The organism is Bradyrhizobium sp. MI1.11 (assembly GCF_055811255.1).
The window spans coordinates 17595-34682 of the sequence record NZ_JBVVPM010000010.1; the positions used below are offsets into that span (position 1 = coordinate 17595).

Consider the following 17088-nt stretch of genomic DNA (forward strand, 5'->3'; position numbering starts at 1 on the left):
CTGGGATAGAATCCCGAGCAGTTTGGCGGGAACTAAAAGCTTCCATGATGAAGATGAAGAAGATGATGCTCTGAGAGAGCCCGACACCACGAAAGAACAAATCCTTCCGTCCGGCGTTCACGGCGAACAGTCTGACGCGACGACCTATTCGTCGCTCGCTCTTTGTCAGCAGTCGAGGTGTGACATGTCAACCAAATCACAAACCAGCGAAGCCCAGCAGACCACCAGCCATGACGTGATCAGGAAATGGGCGGAGGAACGCGGCGGAAAGCCCGCGACGGTCAAGGCTACCGAGGAGGACGGACACGCCGGTATCCTGCGCATCGATTTCGATCCGCTCGACGAAGGTCTCGACCGGATCAGCTGGGACGAATTCTTCGCGAAGTTCGACGAGACCGGCATCGCGTTCCTTCACCAGGACCGCACCAAGGATGGCAAGATGAGCCGTTTTCACAAATTCGTGCGGCGTTGATCGGATCACCGCGAGTGTCGGTTAGTTGGACGGAAGCGATGCGGGCAGGCGACTTCGAACGTGCCTGGGCGATCAGCGACCGCGATCTGGCGATGCTTGCGTATCCACCCAAGCACACCGGGCCTCGTCACCTGCAGCGTATCTGGCGCGGCGAGGAGCTGACGGGCAAGGATGTGCTGGTCCGCTGCTACCACGGGCTCGGCGACACCATCCAGTTCCTGCGCTTCATGCGGCCGCTTCGTGACGTCGCGCGCCGGGTCACGGTCTGGTGCCAGGGCGAGCTTCTGCCGCTGGTCGAGCGAACGGCTGGCGTCGATCGGGCCTTTGCGCTCCATGATGGTACGCCTGAGGTCGACTTCGAAGTCGATGTCGAAATCATGGAGGTGCCGCATGCCATAAGGGCGGGGCGGGAGCACGTCGAGATGCGGGCACCTTACGTATCGCTGCCGCCGGCGGTCGCGCCAGCACTTGCGCAAGTGCGAGGTCTTGAACTTCGAGGTCTTGAAGTTCCAGGTCTTGAAGTTCCAGGTCTTGAAGTTCCAGGTCTTGAAGTTCCAGGTCTTGGACTGCGAAGGCTTGCCGTCGGTCTGGTTTGGGAAGTCGGCAACTGGGACAAACGAAGGACCATCCCGCCGTCCCTGTTGGGGCAACTTGACGTTCCCGGCGTGACGCTCTGCTCGCTGCAACGCGGGGCCCGAGCGCGCGAACTGGCCGAGATCGGCGCGAGGGACGTCAGCACGCCTGACATTACGGTTCTCGGTCATCTCCTCCAGCGGCTCGATCTGCTCATTTGCGTCGATACCATGGTGGCCCATCTCGCGGGAGCACTCGGCTGTGATGCGTGGGTCTTGTTGCATGCGGATTGCGACTGGCGCTGGCCGTCATCCGAGTCCCACTCCCTTTGGTATCCGAGCCTGCGGCTGTTTCATCAGAGGACGCCAGATAATTGGGATGATGTCATTGGAGAAGCGCGGCAGGCCCTGATTGCACGCTCCGCAATCCGTCAAGGTGTCGTCCGAAACGGGCTCAAGCGAGCGCAAGGTCCGCCGTAAGTGGCCTGAGACGCGAGGACGACGCATCGTCGCGGCTGGACGGAATCCCCAGATAAGTCGGATCGAATCTTGCGAGCCGCACGAGTCCCGGCCAGTCCGTGATCGTTACCGTCTTACCCTGCCATTGCAGGAGGTTGCATCGTCGCAGTTCCTGAATTGTGCGGTTGGCGTGCACTGGGGAAATGCTGCACGCTGCCGCAAGGTCCGATTGGGTAAAGGGTGATGGCAACCTGAGATCTCTCGCCAAGCCGACGCTTTGCAGGCGGGTAGTGATCTCGCACAGCAGATGCGCAACACGCGTCAATGCATCACGGCTGCCCAGGTTCACCGTCCAGTTGCGCTGAATGGCGTGGCTGGTGAGCAGCATCAGCAGCAATGCGCGAGACATCGCGGGCGAACGCGCGGACAAATCGTGAAAGAAGCGGTGTGGCACGAGAGCGACGATGGCCGGGCCGAGTGCGATCAGGTTGCCGTCAACGCGAGGACGATAAAGCGTGTGTAGATCGGCGATGTCCCCGGGAACATGGATTGACGTGATCTGCCCGTCCGCACTCTCTGCATCCTGCCAGGACAGATATCCCTGAAGCAGCAGGCAGCACTGGGTGGTATCATCGCCATGCCGCAAAACGGCCTGACGCGAACTGAGATGCGCGATTGTGCTTGCCATGTCCGCGAGCAGGTGGAGATCGTCAGCCGTTACGGGAGTGAGGCTCGCCAACCGGTCGGCGAGCTTGGAGAACGCAAATCCTGCCTGCATTGGTCGCCTAATAACTCAGAACCCGTCCCCAATTTGATCGATGAGAACGACAGAACGCATTAAACTTTGATAGTTTCGCTCCATGCAGGTGATTGTTTGTCTGCCCCGCACGCGCGAAAAAGGCGACGCGCCATCGGCGCCCGGGATCAGGTCTGCGTCGATGACGAGGTTCTTCTCCCGGTGAGGGCGGCGTATCCTGCCGCAATTGCGCGGAGCCGATCGACAAGCTAAGTCGTTGATCTCTTGAGCGGTGAAGCGGGCAAGCCTGATTGTTCGCGCACGTCTTCTGCCCAAGGGCTGTGACGGTCAAACCCGTACATCCGGCCTCGGCCTTCGTTCTGCGTGGCCGGTGCTGAGCGAACTTGGTGGCAGCTGTCCGCGAAAATCCACCATCAATGTGCCGTCCGTTTCGACTCAGGGAGGGCGCGCGGAACATCGCCGACATCGTCAAGGTCAGGCGCCTGGCCGTATCCCATGCGTTTCATCTGCTGATGTACCTGCGCCATTTCAGCGTCGCTGAGGCGCGGCGGCTCGCCGATAGCCAACGCATGGACATACATCTTCGCCAGCGTCTCCACCTCCACGGCGAGCCAAAGCGCCTTTTCGAACGTTTGGGCCGTTACGATCAAGCCATGATGGCCAAGGAGGCAAGCGTTGCGATCTTCGAGAGCCTTGAGGGCGTAGTCCGATAGTGCCTGAGTGCCGAAACAAGCATATGGCGTACAGTGCACATCGTTGCCACCCGCAACTGCAACCATATAGTGGAAGCAGGGAATGCGACGCTCATGAACGGCGAGAATCGTGCTGAAGGTGGAATGCGTATGCAGCACGACGTTGACGTCTTCGCGTGCTCGCAGAATATCGCGATGAAAGCGCCATTCGGATGAAGGCCGATGGTTGCCCTGGTAGTTCGCGGCAAAATCCATCGCGACAATGTCGTCTGGCCGCATCCGATCATAGGGCAGACTGGTAGGCGTGATCAGCATGCCGTTTGGAATCCGGTGCGAAAGATTGCCGGATGTGCCCTGATTGAGGCCGTTTCGATTCATCTCCCTGCAGGTATCGACAATGCCTTGGCGGAGATCGGCATGATTATGGTCTGTCATGAAGACGGCTCCGAGAAAGCGATCCAGGACTGGTAGGCGGCGGAAAGGTCGCGCGGTTCGAACCCATCGTTGCTGAGTGATGTGACGGCTTCAAGGATCACGCTCGAAACCGGCAGCGTACGCGAGAACCGCCGCCACAGCAGCGCAGCGCCAAGCGCCGTTCCGTCCGGAGACCGACTCACCCAGACGCTCTGCGAGGATCGCAAAGTCGCAAGGCAACGGGCGAAGGGCAGGTTTGCGGCAAAGCCACCATCGATGACTATGCGTTGTGAGCTCTCGAGCGCATCAAGACAGCGGTTTGCGCTGAATGCTGCGTAGAGCACCGCTAATGCCTGCCATTCGGCAGGCGTTTCGGGGGGCGGTCCGATGACCCGTCCGCGGCGAGCCGCGCCCGGAAACAGTCCATCATCGCCGACGAATGAGGGGAGCGCCAGGGTTCCCCTCGACAGCAGGGTGGGCAATGCGGCAAGGACGGCTGCATCGGAAGCACAATTGTTCCCGCGGATCAGGTCGTATTCGCGGCCGGTCGCGATCAATGTCGAAGGCGCATTCTCGCCATCGACATCGATATTGAGAACCATCGCGCGCGTGCAATCGAGTTTGTCCAGGGGGAGGCCGCGCTGAAAGCCGATCATCCAGGTACCGGTCGATAGGATCGTGGCATCGGCCATGCCGGCGGCCTTGTAGCGGAACAGGTTGGCGTTGGAATCATGGACGCCACAGAGGATCTCGGTCGATTGCGCCAGGCCGGAGCGCCTGGCTACGGATTCCGAAACTGTCCCTAGCACCTCGCCGGCGGGTACGCATTCGGGCAGCAGATGTGTCCAGCCGCGCTTGCGCATAAGAGAAGAAGGCTGCTGGTGGATGAGGTCCCAGATATGGCTCTGAGCCGCGAGCTGTGAGATTTCACTGGCCGCACATCCGCCAAGCCGCAAGGCAAAAAACTGCGCGGTGGTCAGATAGGTTTTTGCGCGGGCGAATTCGAGGGGATACGCGCTTTCCTGCCACAGCAGCTGTTTTCCTAGCCGCATCGCCCCTCCGATTCCGCAAAACACTTCATCGCAACCGGGCGCGATTCGCGCATATGCTTCATCGATTGCCGGTGGAGAGACGGCATCATAGTCCATCATCGGCAGCACTGGCGTATCACCGTCGACGAGAACCGCACCGCATCCATGCGCAGCCACGATCACGGCTCCAATGGCATGGCGTTGAGACACGACGGCAAGGGTATCGAGAAACCACTCTTCTAACCCGGCAAGGTCATAGGCGAGGTACGAGCCCTGAGTCATCGGCACATTTGGAAGCGCATGTGTTTCGAGCGGCCAGCCGTCCTCGCTCGCCACTAGCAGTTTGAGATTGGTCTTGCCAATGTCGAGAACTGCGATACGGGGCGAGGCGATCGAGCGCATCATCGCTGGCTACCGCGGCGCTTTGCCGGCGAAATGAGGAACCGCCGCGACGGCAATCAAGATTCCACCCCAGATCGCCAGCGTGAGGAATTGGCTGAGGTTCAGAAGGTTGAATGCCGATGAGATCACCTGAAGGATGATCAGCGCAAGCAATAGCCCGCCGACTTTGCCGAAGCCACCAAACGGATCGATGCCGCCGAGGACGGCCGCGAGAATGGTGACCAACAGATAGCTCTCGCCGTATGCTGCGTTGGCCGAATTGAAACGTGCCAACATGACCACCGCTGCCACGCCCGCGAGCAAGCTGGAAAACACATAGAGTTTGAGGAGGACGGCGCGGGTATCGACGCCGGAGTAGCGGGTCGCCTTCTCGTTCGAGCCGATCATGTAAACCTTTGCCCCGAACGGCGTCGCGTTCAGCATGAGCGCGACGGGCAAGGCGCAGAACACAAGTACGATCAAAGCAAAGGGTACCCCGAAAACCGTTCCATTGCCGATAAATACAATGGGCTCCGGAAATCCGGAGATGACGTTACCGCGCGACAGGCCGATCGCGATGCCCTTGCAGAGCGTCATCGTGCCGAGCGTGGCCAGGATCGGCGAAACGCCGAGATAGGCGATGACAAAACCGTTGAGGAGGCCGACCAATGCGGCCACTGCGAATCCTGCAGCGATCGCCAGCACCTGAATGCCGACCCAGGCAAGGCCCTGACTCCCCGGGATGTAGTGCGTCAGCAGGAAGGCGATGGTCAGTCCGGACAGATTGGCGGTCGCGATGATCGAAAGGTTGAGTCCGCCGGATAGCAAGGCCAGCATCATCGCAAGTGAGAGGATGCCGAGTTCGGGCATCTGGAAAGCCATGGATTGCAGCGTGTTGACCGAGAAGAACCGGTCGCCGATCGTGATCGCGAACGCCACCCAGAGCGCGAACAACAGCAGGGTGAGGGTGGTGACCGTGCCGCTGCCGGCGAGGCCGACCATACGCCGGCGAAGCGAGAGGGCGGGCGCATTGCTCATCGGCGCGCGCTCCGGGTTCGCCGCTCTCGCTGGGACCAGGCGGTCGCTGAGACCGAAATGAGAATAACCAAACCGACGAAGAACGGCGACCAGTAGGACGAAACGCCCAACAAAATGATTCCGTTTTGGAGCACCGCGAGCAGTGTCAGGCCCAAAAACGTGCCGAGGACTGTGCCGACGCCGCCCATCAAGCTGGCGCCGCCCAGCACGACGGCGGCGACCACATCGAGTTCCTTGCCTACCAGCACTGTCGGGGCAACGGATTGCGCGAGTTGTGCCTGGATCAGGGAGGCGATTCCGGCCATGACACCCATGTAGCAATAGACCAGTATGTTGAGACCGAAAATGTGGAAGCCGAGCCGCTGTGCAGCGTCGGCATTGCCTCCCATGGCATAGATTTGCCGGCCGATATTAGTTCGATTAAGCAGGAGCCAGGTGACGAGAAACGCCAGCGCGAGCGCAAGGATCTGCAGGTTGATGCCGTACGAGCTATCCTTGCCCCATTCGAATTCGAACCAGAATATTCCGGTCGCAAACCAGTCGGGCAACGAATAGATGTATTTGCCGCCGGTGAAGAAGATCAGAAGTCCATAGAAAATGTTCAGAGTTGCGACCGAAACGATGATCGATGGTATTCGAAGTTTCTGGATGAAGATCGCGTTGAGGGCACCCAGCGCACCGCCAATCCCAATCGCGATCGCAAAGACGCTGATCCAGTTCGCGCCGTAAGCATTGGCAAGCGAGAGTGTGACATATTGCGCCACCGACGCGGTGGCGGTGAACGAGATGTCGATACCCCCGGCGATCAGCACGACCAATAGTCCGAGCGCCAGGATGCCGACGAAGGCGTAGGAGGTCAGCAGATCAAACAGATTCTGCACGGTCAGGAATTGGGCATTCGCGAAGCCCAAGCTGGCGCAGAGCCCGAGGATTACCATCAGCAGCCAGAACTCATGGCTGCGACGAAACCTCCCAAATGATGCAATGCGCGATTCAGGCATTGACGGCCTGCCGAAGCGCATCTTCGGAAGTGGCTGCGGCAGCCACATCGGTTGTCAAACGCCCTTCCCGCATCACCAGCACGCGATGACTATGATAAAGGACCTCCGGGATTTCGTCTGATATCATCAGCACCGCAACGCCGTCGCGGGCCAGCCGCCGGATGATTTCATAGATTCCGTCCTTGGCGCTGATGTCGACGCCCACCGTAGGACTATCGAGGATAAGCACCCGCGGGCTGGTCGCCATCCATTTGGCGAGCACGACCCGCTGCTGATTGCCCCCGGAGAGGGTCTTCACCGCGTTGGCCGGGTTGGAGACCTTAATCCCGAGTTCGGCAACCCACCGAGCCACATGGCTCTGTCGCGCGCCTGCGGCAATCAGGCCGAATGCGCCAGCCAGACGTTCCAGCACCGTGAGCGTGACGTTCGCCGTGACGGACTGATTCAGGATGAGACCAAGCGTAAGCCTATCCTCGGATACATAGGCGATCCCTCGATCGATCGCCTCTGCATTTGTCCGGAGCGCGATCGGCTGCCCGTCAAGCGCGATGGTGCCGCGGTCGGGCGGCTTCATGCCGAACAGCGATAGCGCGAGTTCGGTTCGACCCGAGCCGAGCAGACCGGTGAGACCCACCACTTCCCCTGCGCGCAACTGCAAGCTTACATCCTCATACTCACCCTGGCGGCCAAGGCCCTTCACTTCCAGCACGACCGGGCCAGCCGCAAGCTCAGGCGCCTGTACCTGATACTCGAAGGACTTACCGGTCATCAGATGGCTGAGTTTCCCACCGTCGATTGTGTCTGCAGCAAAAGTACCGACTTTGGCGCCATCCCGCAGTACCGTTACGCGTTCGGCGATTTCAAGCACCTCGTCGAGACGGTGACTGACGAAAACGACGCAGATGCCAGCACGCTTCAGCTCCCTTACGAGCGCGATCAGGGCGTTCACCTCGTGGCGGGTCAACGATGCCGTCGGCTCATCCATAATCAGGAGTTTGGCATCCGCAGCCAAGGCGCGGCAGATCGCGATCAGCTGGCGTCCGGCAATGCTGAGCTCTGAGACTTTCGCGTCCGGGTCGAACTCGACGCCGATCCTTGCCATTGTGGTCTTCGCGGTGGCGCGCATTGAGGCCCAGTTCACCGAATGGAGGCCGCCAAGATGGTGCGCCATCGCGATATTCTCGGCGACGGTGAGGTTGGGGAATAGCGAAAGATCCTGGTAGATGACCTGAATGCCGCAATGCGTGGAGTAGACCGGGTTTAGTTTGGGATATTCCTTGCCGGAAATTGCGATACGGCCGCCAGGCTCCGCTGCCTCGACGCCCGAAATGATCTTGATCAGTGTGGATTTTCCGGAGCCGTTTTCACCGACCAGGCAATGCACCTCGCCGACTTCCAGAGTGAAATCGACGCCGCGGAGCGCGTGCACGCCGCCGAAGCGCTTCGATATGTCGGACATCTCCAGGAAAGTCGCCAAAGGTTCGCCTGCAATGGACGTTCGATCGTGCGATCACTCGAGTGGTACTGCATTCCCGACCGGAAGGGCCGGGAATGCAGCGCGATGAGGCGACTAAACGGGTGTCGGCCTAGAGCCCTCCGGCGATCAACCCGTCGATGGTTTCCTTGTTGATGCGCATGATCTTGTCCACCTTGATCTGCTTTCCTGCAACGTCGACGGCTGCCTTGCCAAGGCCGGGTACATCGACGCCATCCGTGATCGGTTTGCCATCGAGCACGAGTTTGGCCACCGCGACCATCGCGTAACCCGCATCGGTGGGATTCCACAGAAAACCTTCGCGGATCGTATCGTCCGCGATAAGCGACTTCGCCTGGCTCGGCAGCACGGTGCCGACCACGGCGATCTTCTTGCCAAGGCGTTGCTGACGCACAGCATTTCCGGCCCCGATAGGTCCATTCGAACCGAAGCCGAGAATACCACGCAGGTTCGGATAGGCCTTGATCACGTCGAGCGTCGTGCGTTGGCTGGTGTCGATCTCGTCGGCGCCGGGGAAGCGGTCGGCGACGAGCTTCATTTTCGGAAAATTCTTCTGCTGGTAGGCAATCGCGGCATCGGCCCATTTGTTGTGAAGCGGCGTCGTAAGAGTCCCGACATAGACCACATAATCACCTTCGCCGCCCATGTCCTTGGCGAGACGTTCCATCTGCACCTCGCCGAAGCGAACGGAGTCGATCAATTCCACATTCCAGTCACGACCTTCCTGTTCCGGACCCTCATGCGTGATGACCTTGATTCCGGCGGCCTGGGCGCGCTTCAGCACGGGCTCGCAGACTTTTACATCAAGCGGGACCAAGCCGATCACGTTGACTTTCTTGGCAATCAGATCCTCAAGGAGCTTTACTTGCTGTGCCGGATCGACGTTCGCCGGGCCAACCATAGTGGCATTAATGCTGAAGTCCTTCGCACCCTTCTGGATTCCCTTTTCAAGTGCGTTGAACCACGGAATTCCCGCGATCTTCACGACCGTGACCATTTCCTTTTGGGCTTGCGCAAAGGCAAGGCCCGGAAAACCGGCACCGGCAAACGCGGCCGTACCACCGATCAGCTTGAGCGTCTGACGTCTGTCCATTGTTCCCTCCCAGGAAACTATCTTGGATTCCGCACCCTCGATCTGAGAGTCGATGGGTGGGGGCAGTCGAGCCTGTTCTTGCTTGGGGGCAGAAAGAGTTGCCTGTCCAACCGCAGGACCTTGAGGGAGATTAGAGACCGGCACTCCAGAACGTGTCAAGCAAGCGAGATGTTCGCCAGCCACGTCGCAGTGCGATACCTGATCGCGTCTTCGAGCTGCTGAGTGAGGAGCTGCGAGCGATCGGCGTTCCTACAGCGATCATCTCAGCGAAGGAGCGCTACGCGACCCTGCCGGACGAAAGCAAGTAGTCCGGGCTTCTGGCTTCAACCCAGCTTCAGCAAGCGGGCTTCGTTCGGCTTCGCGTCGCGATTCACACTTTTCCCTGAGTGTCATTTTTTTCGTCACGCGCGTGGATGCCACCATGAAAGGCCGGCCACGGCCAGCTTCGCCGTTGCACAATCCCTTGCCGCCCACGAACATCCGACTGTCATTGTTACGTTTTCTGCTTCCCGCAATTGTCGTCGGTTGGCCGTGCGTGCAGATCGTGTCTCGCGCCGGAGCGTCCGCCCTCGGCTTGTCAGCATCGCAAGTTGCGTGCCATCCTAACGCAACACGCGCACGGGAAGGTCAATTCCCGGCATGGCTACGCGCCGCGTTAGGGTGGAACACAAACGCTCAGGGAGACACGACATGGTGTGGACGCTTCGTCTGACGGGGCTGGCTTGCGCCGGCTTGCTGTTGTCATCGGTGAGTGCTCTGGCAGGTCCTAAGGTCGTCTCCGGCCCGGGCGCCGACCCCGCCTGCTTCAAGCCATGGTCGTCCGAGACCAAATTCTTTCAGTGGCCCAAGAAGGCGGGCCCCTACAGGATCGCGCTGGTCAACGGTTTTGTCGGCAACACCTGGCGCATCCAGATGGTGAAGACTGCCAAGGCTTTCGCCGATCAGCCGGGTATCAAAGAGAACATCAAGGAGTTCAAGGTCGTTTCCACCGGGACCGATGTGGCGGCGCAACTTGGCGCGATGGAGGACTTCATCAACCAAGGCTTCGACGCAATCGTTACCATTGCGGTCGCTCCCGACGGTTTTGATCGCATCATCCGTCTTGCCGACAAGAACAACGTCGTGGTGGTGCCGTTCGACAACGTCCTCGACACCGACAAGGTGATGATGGTCAACGAGGACCAGAAGGAAATGGGCCGGATGTCGGCCAAATGGCTGATCGACGAGAGCGGCAAGAAATCCGGCGACATCCTTGAAGTCCGCGGCCTGCCGGGAAATTCCGTCGACCGCGACCGTCATCTCGGTTTCCGCGAGGTAATAGAATCGCCCGGCAACAGCTTCAAAATCACCGAGGTGGTGGGTAATTGGGACACCGGCACCTCGCAGAAGGTGACTGCGGATGCGCTAGCAGTGCATGGCCATTTCGATGGAGTATTCACCCAGGGCGGATCCGACGGCACCGTGCAGGCGCTGATGGCTGCCAAGCATCCCTTTGTGCCGATGTCGGGTGAGGGCGAGAACGAATACCGCAAGCAGATCGCCGATCACGCCAAGGACGGACTGAAGGGAATGTCCTACGGCCAATCGCCGGCGCTGGTGGCGATCGCGACCAAGGCGGCGATCTCGGCGCTGCAGGGCAACATTATGCCGCAGCTGATCTCGATCCCGATTCCAGTGGCGACCTACAAGGATCTCAAGCCCGGCACGAATTACTGGCCTGAGCTCAATGCCAACTTCTTCGCGCCGAATCAGTTCACGCCGTGCGGCGTGAACTTCACTGCGCCGGAGATCATGTCGCAGAGCGAGAAGAACACCCAGTGACGGCTCCAGCGATGTCTCTGTCACGGCCCGGCATTCGCCGGGCCGCCGTCGCGTGAAGGCCCGGGCATGCCGGTTGCCGACCCGACGCAATCCGCCTTCCTGGAGCTTGCCGGCATCTCCAAGCGCTATGCCGGCGTTCGGGCGCTGGAAGGGGTCGATTTCGCCTGCGAGCGCGGCAAGATCCACGCCGTGCTGGGCGAGAACGGCGCCGGCAAGTCGACCCTGATCAAGATCATTGCCGGTGTGGTGCAGCCCGACAGCGGCCGCATGCGCCTCGCGGGGAGCGAGGTCAGCTTCGCCACGCCGTCGGCGGCGAATGCAGCCGGCGTCGTCTGCATCTTTCAGGAGCTATCGCTGATGCCCGACCTCTCGGTCGCGGACAACATCTCCATTGCATCCCCGCCGCGGCGGTTCGGCCTGATCGATGCGAAGGCCCAGCGCCGCCGCGCCGAAGAACTGTTGTCCGAGATCGGCTGTGAGGACGTCAACCCCCTGAGGCGCGTGCGCGATCTGCCCCTATCGAGGCGCCAGGTGGTCGAGATCGCGAAGGCGCTCGGCAAGCGGCCGCAGTTGCTTATCCTCGACGAGGCGACATCGGCACTGACGAGCGCCGATGTGGAGAAGGTTTATGCGATGCTGGCACGGCTCAAGGCCGCGGGCGTCGCAATCCTGTACATCTCGCACCGCATGCACGAGGTCGAGGCGCTCGCCGACCGCGCCTCGGTGTTTCGCAACGGCCGCCATATCGAGACCTTCGACAAGGGGAGGCGTTCGACCGCCGATATCATCCAGCTCATGATCGGGCGTGACATCGCGGCCCAGTATCCGCCCAAGCCTGCGCGAAATGCCGCGAAGCCGGTGCTGGCGCTCGAGAACCTGTGCTGGGAGAGGCAGCTCGATCGCATTTCACTGAGCATCGGCGCCGGCGAGATCGTCGGGCTCGGCGGTCTCGACGGGCAGGGCCAGAAATCCCTGTTGCTTGCTCTGTTCGGTGTTTTGCGCGGCGTCACTGGTCGTCTCACGGTGGCGGATCGCGAAGTACGTCCCGGCTCCCCGGCGGCGGCAAAATCGGTCGGCATCGCGCTCGTCCCTGAGGACCGCAAGACCGAAGGACTGATGCTGCCGATGTCGATCGCGGACAATCTTGCGATCGCATCGCTCGACGCGCTTTCCACTGGCCCATTCATCGATACCGGCCGGGAACGCACCGCGATCCAGCGAGCCATCGCGAGGCTACAGATCAAGTTGGACGCAGCGAGTGATGCGGTCTCGACGCTGTCGGGCGGAAACCAGCAGAAGGTCGTGCTCGCCAAATGGCTGATGACCGATCCGCGCATCATCCTGCTCAACGATCCCACGCGCGGAATCGACGTAGGCACCAAGCAGGAGCTCTACCGGCTGATGCGCGAACTCGCCGACCAGGGCGCCGCAATCCTGTTCTACTCGACCGACTATGACGAGCTGATCGGCTGCTGCGACCGCGTCGTCATCATGTATGACGGCCGCATCGTGCGCGAGCTCGAGGGCGACGACCTCACCGAGACCAACATTGTCGCAAGCTCCCTGAATGTCGACACCGATACCGCAGCGGGGGCGGCGCATGCTTGACGATATCGCGATCAGGATCCGCCAGAACATCGGTCTGGTCACCGCCATCCTGTTGTTCTGTGCCCTCTACATTTTCTACAACGCCGCGCATCCCCGCGGTTTCTCCTCCGCCGTGCTGGTGCAGAATGGCGACGAAATCTTTGCGCTCGCCATGCTGGCGATGGCGCAGACAGTGCCGGTCTTGATGTCGGGCCTTGATCTCTCCGTCGGAGCGGTCATGACCATGGTGGGCTGCTTTGCGAGCTACCTCCTGACCGGCGCGGCAGGTGGTGCGCCGCTGCATCTCGACATGTTCGGCGTGCATCTCGGCCTCGGCACCTTTCCGGGCGGCGTGAGCGGCATTCTGCTCGGGATCGCCGTGTGCCTTGCGATCGGCGCGGCTGCCGGCTTTATCAATGGTTGCGTCGTCGTCTATGGGCGCATCCAGCCGATCATCGCGACGCTTGCGACCGGCGCGGTCTACATCGGCATCGCGCTTTTCCTGCGTCCGACCCCGGGCGGCAAGATCGATGTTGATCTGAACTGGGCGCTGACTAACTCGCTCGGCGATTTCGCCTCGACCGTGCACATCTTCGACGATGGCGCGGCTGCCTGGTTTGCGCCGTTCGCCTGGATCCCGGTGCCCTTTGTGCTTCTCGTTCTCATTCCGCTGCTGGTGTGGGTGCCGTTCCGCCGCTCCGTTCTCGGCCGCGCCGTCTATGCGATCGGCTCGGCCGAGGGCGCGGCTTATATGTCCGGCCTTCCGATCGAGCGCGCCAAGATCGCCGCCTTCACGCTCGCGGGCTTCTTCGCCGGCTGCGGCGGTCTCTTCCTTGCTATCCAGACTTCGTCTGGGAATGCGGACATTCCGCAGGCCGGCGCCTATACGCTCAACTCGATAGCCTCCGTGGTGATCGGCGGCACGTCGCTGCTTGGCGGAACCGGCAGTGCGATCGGGTCGATCTTCGGCGCCATGGTCTTGCGCGTGATTTCCTTCTTCTTCCGCATCTTCGACATTGCCCCTCTTCTGCAGCCGCTGTTCGAGGGCGTGATCCTGCTCGCTGCCGTCAGCATCGGCGCGTTGGGTATGCTGCGCGTCAAGAACACGTTGGAGCTGTTTCGATGACGGCGGCCTCATTCAGCCTCTCGCGCGACGATCGCCCGATCCTGATTGCGGCGGCGTTCATCGTCGTCATTCTCGTCGCGGGTACGGTTTACACATTCGCCCGTTTCGGCAGCGCTCCCCTGTTGTCTCCGGCCTATCTTCTGCAGCAATTGCAGATCGGTGCGTTCCTCGGGATCGTCTCGGCCGGCATGATGATCGTGATCCTGATCGCGCAGATCGATCTGTCGGTGCCCTGGACGCTCGCCGCCGCGGCCATGATGGCGACCTCGGTCGGCGGTCCTCTCGCAATTCCGGTCGGGCTCGGGGTCGGCGTTCTGGTCGGGCTCGTCAACGGCGTCGGGGTCGCGTATCTGCGGGTCCCCTCGATGATCTTTACGTTGGGCGTGAACGCCGTGATGCGCGGCCTGATGGTCGCGCATACTGGCGGCTACGCACCGCAGACCGGGGCGACCGACCTGATGCGGATGCTGGCGGGCGATCGTACGCTCGGCATTCCCAACGCGCTGTTCGTCTGGGCCGCGGTGTCCGTGCTGGTGGTCGTCATCCTGCAGCGCATGTCGCTCGGCCGCTACATCTACGCCATCGGCAACAAAGAGGCGGCGGCCTATCTGGCCGGCGTCAACACGCGCCGCGTCACGGTGGTCTGCTTCGTGCTCTGCGGCCTTGCTGCCGCGCTCGCGGGCGTGCTGCTCGCCGGCTATTCCACCAAGGCCTACCAAGGCATGGGAGACGCCTATCTGCTGCCCTCGATCGCCGCCGTCGTGATTGGAGGCACCAACATCCTCGGCGGCCGCGGCCGCTATCTCGGCACGCTGATCGGCGTCGTCCTGATCGTGCTCCTCAACAGTGTATTGTCGATCATGGAGATGCCGGAGGCGGGCCGCCAGGTGATCTATGGTCTCGTTATCATCTTCATGCTGCTCGTCTACGGGCGGGGCGAACGCGTCACGAGCTAGATGGCCGGCCTAAGCTTACACGGCCGCGCGCGTATTGAGGAAGATCGAATACAACGAGGTCTGTCCGCAAATGTACAGGCGGTTGCGCCGTGGACCGCCGAAACAGACATTCGCCACGATCTCACCGATCGGGATCGTGCCGATATGCGTCCCGTCGGTCCCGTAGCAGAACACGCTCCGTCCCGCCGACGTCCAGATGTTGCCATGGATGTCGCAGCGAAATCCGTCATAGAGCCCGTCGGGGCAGGTGGAAAACAGCGAGGGCTCAGCGACCTTGTCTCCCTGCACCTTGTAGGACCAGATCGTCGCGGGCAGCCCGTCGACGTGGGTCGCGCCGGTATCGGCGACATAAAGCAGCTTCTCGTCTGGCGAGAACGCCAGCCCGTTCGGCTGCACGCGGTCAGAGACGACTAGGCTGATCTCGCCGCCCGCTGGATCGATCCGGTACACGTTGGAGGCGCCAATCTCGGATTTGGCATGTCGGCCCTCGTAATCGCTGTCGATGCCGTAGGTCGGATCCGAAAACCAGATCGAGCCGTCCGATTTCACCACGACATCGTTGGGCGAGTTCAGCCGACGCCCTTCGAACTGCTCGGCAAGCACCGTGATGGAGCCGTCGTGCTCGGTCCGGGTGATGCGGCGCATGAAGTGCTCGCAAGTGACCAGCCGCCCCTCGCGATCGGTCGTGTTGCCGTTCGAGTTGAAGCTCGGCGAGCGGAACACCGACACCGATGAATCCGTCTCGTCGAAGCGCATCATCCGGTTGCTCGGAATGTCGGACCAGATCAAATAGCGGCCGGCCGGAAAGTAAGCGGGTCCTTCGGCCCAGCGGCAGCCGCTGGTGAGTTTTTCGAGATTGGCGTGACCAAAGACCAGGCGGGCAAAGCGTGGATCGTGCGTGACATAGGGGAGCATCGTTCCTCCTTCGTTGCCGCAGGTCGTGAAGTGCCCGCGTGCCGGTTCCGCTTTTCTTAGCAACCCGAATGTATGAGCGGAATAGTCTTGTACGAGACCCGCAATCCTCGCGTTGACACCCGACGGCAAATACATACGCTGCGCGTCGCTGCAATGAGACGAGCGCGCGATCAAGGCGCGAAGAAGGAAGAGCAATCCACCATGATTTCGCAATCAGCTTTGCCGCGCCGCACACTTGGCCGGACCGGTCTCGAAGTCTCCATCCTCGGGTTCGGAACCGCACCGCTCGGCGATCTCTTTCTCGAGCTCGACGACCACACTGCGATCGCCGCCGCGAGCCGCGCCTTCGAGCTCGGCATCAATCTGCTCGATACATCACCGCACTATGGCAACGGCCTGTCGGAGCATCGCTGCGGAACGGCGCTCCGGCGCGTGCCCCGCAAGGATGTGGTGCTTTGCACCAAGACGGGTCGCTGGATGGATCCGTTTCACCAGCCGGAGACTCGGTCCGGATTTGTTGGCGGACAGCCGCACCGGGCCGTCGTCGACTATTCCTATGACGGCACCATGCGCTCGGTCGAGCAGTCGCTGTTGCGGCTTGGCACCGACCGGATCGACCTGCTGCTAATCCACGATGTCGATGTGTGGACCCACGGCAAGGACGCGATCGAGGACCGGTTTCGCGAAGCGATGTCCGGGGCCTATGTAGCGCTGGACAAACTTCGTTCCGAAGGTGTGGTCGCGGGCATCGGGATCGGCGTCAACGAGGCCGAGATGTGCGTGCGCTTCGCGCAGGCCGGATCCTTCGAGGTGATGCTGCTCGCGGGGCGCTATTCGCTGCTGGAGCAGCCAGCACTCGAAGAGTTCATGCCGCTGGCGCTGAAGCAGGGCATCGCGGTGCTGCTCGGCGGCGTGTTCAATTCGGGAATTCTGGCGACGGGCGCCACCAAGGGCGCCAAGTACAATTATCAGGACGCACCGCCGCATATCCTTTCGAAGGTTGCCGAAATCCAGCGTATCTGCGCAACTCATGACGTAGCGCTGCCGACGGCCGCTCTACATTTTGCGCTCGGTCATCCCGCGGTCGCGAGCGTGGTCCTCGGGGCGCATAATGCGCAGGAGGTCGAGCGCAACGTGGCAGCGCTGACCACCACGGTGCCAGCCGCGCTCTGGAGCGATCTCAAGGCCGCGTCCCTGCTGGAATCGGAAGCCCCTGTTCCGAGCTAGACCGGATGAACGCGCTTGAATCGGTACAAGGCGAGGACTCGGATCACCTCT

15 protein-coding genes are annotated in these 17088 nt (G+C 61.2%); 6 read left to right on the forward strand and 9 right to left on the reverse strand.

Annotated elements, in window-relative coordinates; translation table 11 throughout:
• Window positions 1–184 precede the first annotated feature (184 nt).
• Window positions 185–472, forward strand: coding sequence for a hypothetical protein (locus AC0L30_RS12735; RefSeq protein ID WP_473404399.1), 288 nt, complete (start codon window positions 185–187; stop codon window positions 470–472).
• 5 nt (window positions 473–477) lie between these two features.
• Here AC0L30_RS12735 and AC0L30_RS12740 read toward each other — a convergent pair whose 3' ends face one another.
• From AC0L30_RS12740 to AC0L30_RS12775, 8 genes are all read right to left on the reverse strand, one after another.
• The gene (locus AC0L30_RS12740; RefSeq protein WP_473404400.1) at window positions 478–1287 is read right to left on the reverse strand and encodes a hypothetical protein; all 810 of its coding nucleotides are present in this window, start codon (window positions 1285–1287) and stop codon (window positions 478–480) included.
• Between the two features lie 211 nt (window positions 1288–1498).
• Window positions 1499–2281: a Crp/Fnr family transcriptional regulator gene (locus tag AC0L30_RS12745; RefSeq protein ID WP_007596129.1), complete on the reverse strand. Its 783-nt coding sequence runs from the start codon at window positions 2279–2281 to the stop codon at window positions 1499–1501.
• Between the two features lie 392 nt (window positions 2282–2673).
• Window positions 2674–3387, reverse strand: coding sequence for a class II aldolase/adducin family protein (locus tag AC0L30_RS12750; protein ID WP_473404401.1), 714 nt, complete (start codon window positions 3385–3387; stop codon window positions 2674–2676).
• The gene (locus AC0L30_RS12755; protein ID WP_473404402.1) at window positions 3384–4802 is read right to left on the reverse strand and encodes an FGGY-family carbohydrate kinase; all 1419 of its coding nucleotides are present in this window, start codon (window positions 4800–4802) and stop codon (window positions 3384–3386) included. The genes AC0L30_RS12750 and AC0L30_RS12755 overlap by 4 nt, the downstream gene beginning before the upstream one ends.
• Window positions 4803–4808: 6 nt before the next feature.
• Window positions 4809–5816, reverse strand: coding sequence for an ABC transporter permease (locus tag AC0L30_RS12760; RefSeq protein ID WP_007596126.1), 1008 nt, complete (start codon window positions 5814–5816; stop codon window positions 4809–4811).
• The gene (locus tag AC0L30_RS12765; protein WP_007596125.1) at window positions 5813–6817 is read right to left on the reverse strand and encodes an ABC transporter permease; all 1005 of its coding nucleotides are present in this window, start codon (window positions 6815–6817) and stop codon (window positions 5813–5815) included. Before AC0L30_RS12765 ends, AC0L30_RS12760 begins: the two co-directional genes overlap by 4 nt.
• Window positions 6810–8294 (reverse strand): sugar ABC transporter ATP-binding protein, encoded by a 1485-nt coding sequence (locus tag AC0L30_RS12770; protein ID WP_473255908.1) that lies wholly within the window; start codon window positions 8292–8294, stop codon window positions 6810–6812. Before AC0L30_RS12770 ends, AC0L30_RS12765 begins: the two co-directional genes overlap by 8 nt.
• Window positions 8295–8403: 109 nt before the next feature.
• The gene (locus AC0L30_RS12775; RefSeq protein WP_219681623.1) at window positions 8404–9405 is read right to left on the reverse strand and encodes an autoinducer 2 ABC transporter substrate-binding protein; all 1002 of its coding nucleotides are present in this window, start codon (window positions 9403–9405) and stop codon (window positions 8404–8406) included.
• Window positions 9406–10095: 690 nt separating this feature from the next.
• Between AC0L30_RS12775 and AC0L30_RS12780 the strand changes: the two genes are divergently transcribed.
• The 4 genes from AC0L30_RS12780 (at window position 10096) to AC0L30_RS12795 (ending at window position 14895) form a co-directional block, all read left to right on the forward strand.
• Window positions 10096–11226 (forward strand): sugar ABC transporter substrate-binding protein, encoded by a 1131-nt coding sequence (locus AC0L30_RS12780; protein ID WP_473366489.1) that lies wholly within the window; start codon window positions 10096–10098, stop codon window positions 11224–11226.
• Between the two features lie 66 nt (window positions 11227–11292).
• The gene (locus tag AC0L30_RS12785) at window positions 11293–12834 is read left to right on the forward strand and encodes a sugar ABC transporter ATP-binding protein (RefSeq protein ID WP_219681621.1); all 1542 of its coding nucleotides are present in this window, start codon (window positions 11293–11295) and stop codon (window positions 12832–12834) included.
• Window positions 12827–13939, forward strand: a complete 1113-nt coding sequence (locus AC0L30_RS12790; RefSeq protein ID WP_007596118.1) for an ABC transporter permease — start codon at window positions 12827–12829, stop codon at window positions 13937–13939. Before AC0L30_RS12785 ends, AC0L30_RS12790 begins: the two co-directional genes overlap by 8 nt.
• Window positions 13936–14895 carry an ABC transporter permease gene (locus tag AC0L30_RS12795; protein WP_007596117.1) on the forward strand — a complete coding sequence of 320 codons (960 nt, stop codon included), beginning with the start codon at window positions 13936–13938 and terminating at the stop codon, window positions 14893–14895. The genes AC0L30_RS12790 and AC0L30_RS12795 overlap by 4 nt, the downstream gene beginning before the upstream one ends.
• Before the next feature lie 15 nt (window positions 14896–14910).
• Here AC0L30_RS12795 and AC0L30_RS12800 read toward each other — a convergent pair whose 3' ends face one another.
• Window positions 14911–15810: an SMP-30/gluconolactonase/LRE family protein gene (locus AC0L30_RS12800; RefSeq protein ID WP_473404403.1), complete on the reverse strand. Its 900-nt coding sequence runs from the start codon at window positions 15808–15810 to the stop codon at window positions 14911–14913.
• Between the two features lie 201 nt (window positions 15811–16011).
• On the opposite strand from AC0L30_RS12800, the gene AC0L30_RS12805 reads away from it, so the two are divergent.
• Window positions 16012–17037: an aldo/keto reductase gene (locus AC0L30_RS12805; RefSeq protein ID WP_473366487.1), complete on the forward strand. Its 1026-nt coding sequence runs from the start codon at window positions 16012–16014 to the stop codon at window positions 17035–17037.
• Window positions 17038–17088 lie beyond the last annotated feature (51 nt).